We start from the raw sequence: 7,852 nt of genomic DNA, 5'->3' as shown, positions 1-7,852 counted from the left end.
TTTCAAAAATTTTATTTCTTCGTCTGTTAAATTAAAATCCATATTTTGATTATACCATAAATTAAAAAATTGACAAACTTAAAAATTTTCAGTATATATAAAGACATTATATCAATAGCAAATAAAAATATAAAAGTAATACTAGATGCAAGAGATGAGGCATTCAAAGTAGGATTAAAAGAAAAAGTATTTCTTACAAAACCAAATAAAAAAGAATTAAGCGAATATTTTAAAATAGAAATAGAAAAAACAGAAGATATAATAAAATATGCTAGAGAGTTAATAAAAGAGGGAAGTGAGAATGTAATAGTATCTTTAGGAAAAGACGGATCTATTTTAGTAACAAAAGATGAAGCTTATTTAGGAAATGCTCCAGACGGAAAATTAATAAGTTCAGTAGGTGCCGGAGATTCTATGGTGGCTGGTATAGTTTATGGATTAAGCAATAATTTAAATATAATTGATTCTTATAAATATGCTATAGCAAGCGGAAGTTCTACAGCATGCTCTGAAGGACTTACTACATTTGAGAGTATGAAAAAATTTTTAGAAAATACAGAAATAAAAAAAGTTAATTAATTTTATATATACGGAGGCTAACAATGTTAAAAGATGTTATAACTTTAGATTGTATAGATATTGATTTAAAAGGAAAAACCAAATCAGAAATTATAGATGAAATGGTTGATCTTCTCTATAAAAACGGCAAATTAAATGATAGGGAAGAGTATAAAAAAGAAATATTAAAAAGAGAATCTCAAAGCTCTACAGGTATGGAGGAGGGTATAGCAATACCGCATGGTAAAACTAAAGCCGTAAAGATTCCTACTGTAGCTATAGGTATTTCTAAACAAGGTGTTGATTACGAATCATTAGACGGTAAGCCTTCGCATTTATTTTTTATGATAGCAGCTCCGGAAAACTCTAATGACTCTCATATAGAATTATTATCCAAAATAACTACTCTTCTTCTTGAAGATGATATAAGAGAAGCATTATTAAATGCAAAAAGCAAAGAAGAAGTACTTGATATACTAATGAAAAATGCTGAAAAAGATAATGAAAACTCATCTTTAAATCAGGAAAGCAGTAATAATAATAACGATTCATATCAGGTACTTGCCGTAACAGCTTGTCCTACTGGAATAGCACATACTTATATGGCTGCTGATGCTTTGCTTAAAAAAGGTAAAGAACTTGGTATAACTATAAAAGTAGAAACCAACGGTTCAAGCGGTGTAAAAAATGAGCTTACAAAAGATGAGATAAAAAATGCCAAAGGTATAATAGTAGCAGCGGACAAAAATGTTGCTATGGACAGATTTGCTGGAAAGAATGTTGATATAGTAGGAGTTAAAGAGGCTATAAAAAATCCAGAGCAGTTAATAAAAAATGCTTTAAATCAAACAGCTCCTATATATCAGATTAATTCTGAAGGCGGCTCTTCAGACAGATTTGCTAAAAAGCCTAAGACTGGAGTATACAAGCATTTAATGTCTGGGGTATCAAATATGCTTCCATTTGTTGTAGGCGGAGGTATACTTATAGCATTTTCATTTATGTTTGGTATCAATGCGAGCAATCCCAATGACCCTTCATATAATGCATTTGCAAAACTTTTAAATGATATAGGAGGCGGTAATGCTTTCTTCTTGATGGTGCCTGTAATGGCTGCATTTATCGGTATGAGTATTGCTGACAGACCTGGATTTGCTCCTGCTATGGTTGGAGGACTTATATCACTAAACAGCGGCGGCGGATTTTTAGGCGGACTTATAGGCGGTTTTTTGGGCGGATATATTACTCTATTATTAAAAAAAGTATTTTCTAAATTGCCTGAAAGTTTGGACGGAATTAAACCTGTTTTACTATATCCTTTATTTGGAATATTTTTTACAGGTGCTGTAATGTATTTATTCATAGTTGATCCAATAGCTGCAATAAATACTGGGCTTTCTAATTTCTTAAAAAATATGGGTACTGGAAACTTAATATTATTAGGTGCTTTGCTTGGTGCTATGATGTCTACTGATATGGGAGGACCTATCAATAAAGCTGCTTTCACATTTGGTATAGCAATGATAGCTTCAGGTGATTATGCTCCTCATGCTGCTGTTATGGCTGGGGGTATGGTTCCGCCTTTGGGTATAGCATTAGCTACTACAATATTTAGAAATAAATTCACTGCCGATGAAAAAGATGCTGGTAAAACTTGTTATGTTATGGGACTTTCATTCATCACTGAAGGAGCTATACCATTTGCTGCTTCTGATCCTATAAGGGTTATTCCTTCTTGTATGATTGGTGCTGCTATTGCTGGAGCTTTAACTATGGCTTTCCGTATACAATTAAGAGCTCCTCATGGCGGAATATTTGTACTTCCTATAGTTAATAATCCTCCTTTGTATCTTCTTGCTATAGTAGTAGGTTCTGTTATAACAGCAGTGATACTAGGATTTATCAAAAAGCCTGTTAATAATAATTAATACATATATCTTAATAAAAAAGGCTTGAACTTTTTATTAATTTAAGTTCAAGCCTTTATTTTTTATAATAAGTTTTTATTCTATTCTAAATAACATCTATGAAATTTATGAAACCCTAATGAATCATAATAAACATCTTTAAGTTTAGGCGATACTAAAAGAGGTTCTGTATAATAGTATATAGGTATTATAGCTTCTTCTTTCATTAATAAATCTTCTGCTTTATGCATAGTTTCCATTCTAAACTTTTGATCCCCTGAAAGCATAACTTGATTAATCATATCATCATAGGCTTTATTACTGTAAACGCTATAATTGTTTGGAGAATAGCTTACACACAAAGTCATGAAGTTTACAGGATCATCAAAATCTCCGTTCCAGCCTCCTCTAGCCATTGTGATATTTCTGTCATATCTGGTCTGCAAAAATACAGCCCATTCTTCCTGAGTTAAAGTAACATCAATACCTAAATTTTCTTTCCACATCTGCTGAACAGCTTCAAATATTTTTACATGTATACCGGGATCAGCCTTAAACTCCATAACTGGAAAACCTTCACCATTAGGATATCCAGCCTCAGCCATTAATCTTTTAGCTTCTTCTACATTTTTAGCATATCCTTCTTTAGTTACATCAATATATTCTCCGCCGTTTTCTCTGAAATCTCCTTCATAGTCAGATATTCCATATGGAACTAAAGCACCTGCAGGTTTTTCTCCGCCTCTTGTTACCTGTTCTACTATATAGTTTCTGTCTATAGCAAGAGATAATGCTCTTCTTACTCTTACATCTTTTAATATATCATTAGTTAAGTTTAGACAGTAGTAGTATGATGATATTTTAGGCTTTATTACTATAAGTCCTTCTTTTTGAAGGGTTTGTATATCCTGTCTAGGGAAGGATCTTGCAAAATGCAAAGTACCAGCCTTAACTCCAGCTACAGAAGCCGTTTCATTTTCCATAAGTACAAATGTAATTTTATCAGGAACTATATTTTCTATATTCCAATAATTGGTATTTTTTACCATTACAAGGCTTTCATCTCTGTTTCTTTCAATGAGTTTAAAAGCACCATTTCCTACATATGTATCAGCATTTAATGTCCATTTATCTCCGTATTGTTCTATTATATCTTTTCTTAATGGATAAAAAGTAGGGAAACTTAAAAGCTCTAAGAAGTATGCAGTAGGGGCTTCTAAAGTTACCTCTAAAGTATAATCATCTATTGCTTTTATACCTAAACTTTCTTTCGGCATTTCACCTGCAGTAATTGCTTTTGCATTTTTTACTGGTTCATGCTGATATCCGTATTGGCTTCCAGTGGCAGGATCAACAACTCTCTGCCAAGAATATACAAAATCATTTGCAGTAACAGGCTTTCCATCAGTCCATTTAGCATTCGTTCTTAATTTGAAAGTGTATGTGAGTCCGTCATCGCTTATTTCCCAGCTTTCTGCTGCGGCAGGTGATAATTTGCCGTTCATATCTTTTTCAACCAATCCTTCAAATGTATGAATTAAATAAAATACAGCATCTGATGTAACGTTAATACTAGGGTCTATAGTATTTGGTTCTGGACCAGTATTTATGTATATTGATATTCCCTCATCTTTTTTATTCGTATTTGAACAGGATAATACAAATAAAAAGATTATAAAAATAAATAAGACATTTATTTTTTTCATTTTTGTTCTCCCAATTTTTATTAAAAAATACTTTATAAGGTATTATTTTAGACAGTATTATATGCTTTGTATATGTTAAAGTCAATTTATTTTATTCTAACAAATATGCTTTAGAGAAATTATATTGTCCCATAGAATCATATTCTACACCTTTAAGTTTTGGCGAAACTAAAAGAGGTTCATTATAAAAATAAATAGGTATTATTGCCGTATCTGATATTAACATCTCTTCAGCCTTATGCATAGTCATCATTCTATGAGAAGTATCTTCTATAAGACTTGCAGTTTTGATAAGATCATCATATCTTGTATTACTGTAAACGCTGTTATTATTAGGCGATGTGCTTAAAAATATTGATAAGAAATTAATAGGATCATTAAAATCTCCGTTCCAGCCTCCGCTGGCAATCTCAATATTTTTATCGAATCTTTGTTTTAGTAAATCTGACCATTCAAGCTCTTCTATGACTACATCAATACCAAGATTTTCTTTCCACATTTTCTGAATAGCCTCAAATATATAAGCATGTACACCATGAGTTGTCTTAAATGTTAAAGTTGGAAAGTTATTACCATTAGGATATCCTGCAAGCATCATAAGTTTTTTTGCTTCTTTGATATTATTTTTATAATTATCTTTTGTAATATCAATATAGTCTCCGCCGTTTTCTCTAAAATCTCCAAAAAATCCAGGTACTCCGTAAGGCACTAAAGCAGCAGCTGGTCTTTCACCGCCTTTTGTAATATTTTCAACTATATAATTTCTGTCTATGGCAAGAGATAATGCTTTTCTTACATTTGAATCTGATAATGTTTTATTGGTTGTATTAATAAAATAAAAATATGAGGATATTCTAGGTACATTTTTTATATATCCTGCTTTTTCTAGCGAAGAAATATATTCTCTTGGGAAGTTCCTAGAAAAATGAAGAAGTCCGCTTTCTACAGAGTTGAGAGAATATTCATTATCATTTCTAAGTATGAATTCTAATCTGCTTGGTATTACTTCTTTAGCATTCCAATATAATTCATTTTTTTCCATAATAATATATTCATTAAATTTTCTTTCAACAATTTTAAAAGGTCCGTTTCCTATAAATGTTTGAGGGCTTTCAGTCCATTTTTCTCCGTATGTTTTAATTATATCTTCTCTTAATGGATAAAAAGTAGGGTAGGCTAAAATTTCTAAGAAGTATGTTAATGGCATCTCTAACATAATTTCTAAAGTATAATCATCAATAGCTTCTACACCAAGATATTTAGGTTCTATTTTTCCCATATTAATATCTTTTGCATTTTTTATTATATCATATTGATAAGCAAATTTACTTTTAGTATTTGGATCAAATAATCTTCTAAATGAATATACAAAGTCCTGAGCTACTACTCCTCTTCCGTCACTCCAATATGCATTATCCCTAAGATGAAATGTATATACTAATCCGTCGCTGCTTACAGACCATGTTTTAGCTACAGCTGGTATTATTTTTCCATCTTTATCTTTTGTAACTAATCCTTCAAATATATGTCTTAAATATATTAAAGTATCCGATGTTATATTAACACTTGGGTCTATAGTATATGGTTCTGAACCTATATTTATCTGTAAAGCAAAATATTTTGAGGATTGATTTTGAGATACAGTTTCTTCTATTTTCGAACAAGATACATTAATAATTAGAGATAGCAATACTATAAATAAAATACGGTAATTATTACTAAACATTTTACTGCCTAAATTATATTTTAATATAATTTGTAGTATATATTTTATATAGTATAATGTCAAATAATATTTTTGCATATTTTAATTTCTTATTATTCTCTAAGTTTGAAATATTCTATTATCTTTTGAAGCTCTTTAGATTCTTCTAAAAGAGATTTTGAAGTTTCTGTAACCTGATTTACAAATTGATAATTTTGATTTTTTAATGTTTTATTTTCTTTATCATTAATTTTATCTACAAATTCAGATATATCACTAGAATTTTCAGATATTTTATCAACTTTCCCTTTTACAGCAGTAACCAAATCATTTAAGTATTCTACCGTATTATTAATTCCTCTGCTCATATCTCCAATTTCATCATTTAATTTCAAATAATCTTCAGAAACACTCCAAGATATATCACCTTCTTTTATTTTAGTGATATTATCATTTAAATTATTCATTACGGGTAATACTCTTTTATTAATAATTGACGGTACTATAATTACTATTAATATAATTATTGATGATATTATAGTCCACATCATTATTATAATTTTATAATTACTGAAAAATTCTGCTTTTGCAGACACCGCTAATTCTATTGCCCAATACACATCATCAAACATATGTATAGGCTTAAAAATATAAAAATATTTACTTGATGTTTTTTTATTATATGATTCTTTAAATATAGTATTATTTGAATATATAGTTTCTAATAGATCATTGTAGCTGTATATATCAGACGAGTTAGTAATATTTTCTCCTATACGGTATTTGTCTGTAGTGCAGTAAATAATATTCCCTTTTTCATTAAATAATGAAATTGTAAATCCGTTAGTATCTTCATAAAATAATATATTATCTAATGATAAATTTAGAGAAGATACAGCAATTATTTCATTATCTTTGGAAAATATAGGTATTGAGTACGTATACATAGGTCTGTATTTTCCTTGTACTGGATAATAGTTTAGAGGCGTAATATGAGGTTCTTTGCTTTTTATAGTAGTATCTAAATAGCTGTATTGCAAATCCGCTTCTTTCATACTAATTCTATGTATATTATTATTTGTATCTTTAAGCAAATATATTCCTAATCTTCCGTCAATATTTTTATAAAGAGGATTATTAATATAGATGTTGTCATTATCAATAGCATTAGTTAAAAATATTAATGATACAGAAACTGCATTAGTACTCATATCATTTGCAAATCTTTTCATTAGATCTTCATATATTTCTCTATTTCTTATATTATAATTATACATGTTTTCTACTGTATATTTTATGTTATTGAGGTAGTTTAATTCTACATCAATTATAGATTCTATTTCAAATACTTCTTTTTGGGACATTTGAGATATTGTAAACAATGACATTTTTTTCATTAGATTGTATGTATTAATTGTATTTATAATACCGAATATCAGTATTATTGTTATAATAGGTATTATAATGAATAAACTTATTTTTATATTTAGGCTTACTTTATCATTCATGGAAATGCCTCTTAATTTAGAATTTTTTATTATAAACAAACTATTATATACTAAAAATTTTTAAGTTTGTCAATTCTTTTATTCAACTTTTTCTCGCTTTAGCTCTGTGGGATTCGCCAAAAGTTGCTGCCAACACCACAGGCGGACTTCGTCGGCATGCTTCGCGAAAGTGCAAGTATTAAAATTATTATCAAATCGCACTAATTATATATTATATGTATGATAAATTGCTAAATTTAGTATAATACAGAATTTTGCTGCCTACATTCATACTTTATCGGAACGCAGAGCAGGGGGACAGCATCACAAAAGAAGTTATGGTGTGTCACAAGTGTGTGCTTCGCATGGCAGTCCCCGAAAATACTAAAATTTAAAAAATTTATTTTTTGACAAATCACATTTGTTTAGGTATATTTTATAATAAAAAATTTAAATATAAAATTTATTATTTAATTTCTTAATTTGAAA

The 7,852-nt window shown here is 29.3% G+C and carries 4 protein-coding genes and 1 pseudogene; 2 read left to right on the top strand and 3 right to left on the bottom strand.

From position 1 onward, the window contains the following. Window positions 1-90 precede the first annotated feature (90 nt). Window positions 91-579, top strand: a pseudogene (locus Q1X91_RS13955) (PfkB family carbohydrate kinase); the annotation flags it as partial. A 23-nt stretch (window positions 580-602) separates the two neighbouring features. Continuing rightward, a complete protein-coding gene (locus Q1X91_RS13950; protein WP_300758899.1) occupies window positions 603-2,486 on the top strand; it encodes a fructose-specific PTS transporter subunit EIIC in 1,884 nt (627 codons plus the stop codon). 80 nt (window positions 2,487-2,566) lie between these two features. Here the strand turns inward: Q1X91_RS13950 and Q1X91_RS13945 are convergent, their stop codons facing one another. The 3 genes from Q1X91_RS13945 to Q1X91_RS13935 all read right to left on the bottom strand — a co-directional run bounded on the left by Q1X91_RS13945 (window position 2,567) and on the right by Q1X91_RS13935 (window position 7,384). Beyond that, window positions 2,567-4,171 carry a peptide ABC transporter substrate-binding protein gene (locus tag Q1X91_RS13945; RefSeq protein WP_300758897.1) on the bottom strand — a complete coding sequence of 535 codons (1,605 nt, stop codon included), beginning with the start codon at window positions 4,169-4,171 and terminating at the stop codon, window positions 2,567-2,569. A gap of 91 nt (window positions 4,172-4,262) precedes the next feature. Continuing rightward, entirely contained in the window at window positions 4,263-5,897 is a 1,635-nt protein-coding gene (locus Q1X91_RS13940; RefSeq protein ID WP_300758894.1) for a peptide ABC transporter substrate-binding protein, read from the bottom strand. 92 nt (window positions 5,898-5,989) lie between these two features. Further along, window positions 5,990-7,384, bottom strand: coding sequence for a methyl-accepting chemotaxis protein (locus tag Q1X91_RS13935; RefSeq protein ID WP_300758891.1), 1,395 nt, complete (start codon window positions 7,382-7,384; stop codon window positions 5,990-5,992). Window positions 7,385-7,852 lie beyond the last annotated feature (468 nt).

Source organism: uncultured Brachyspira sp., assembly GCF_949287625.1.
Classification (GTDB): domain Bacteria; phylum Spirochaetota; class Brachyspiria; order Brachyspirales; family Brachyspiraceae; genus Brachyspira.
Note: the sequence above shows the minus strand (reverse complement) of the source record. Positions and strands in the feature narration are given on the sequence as shown.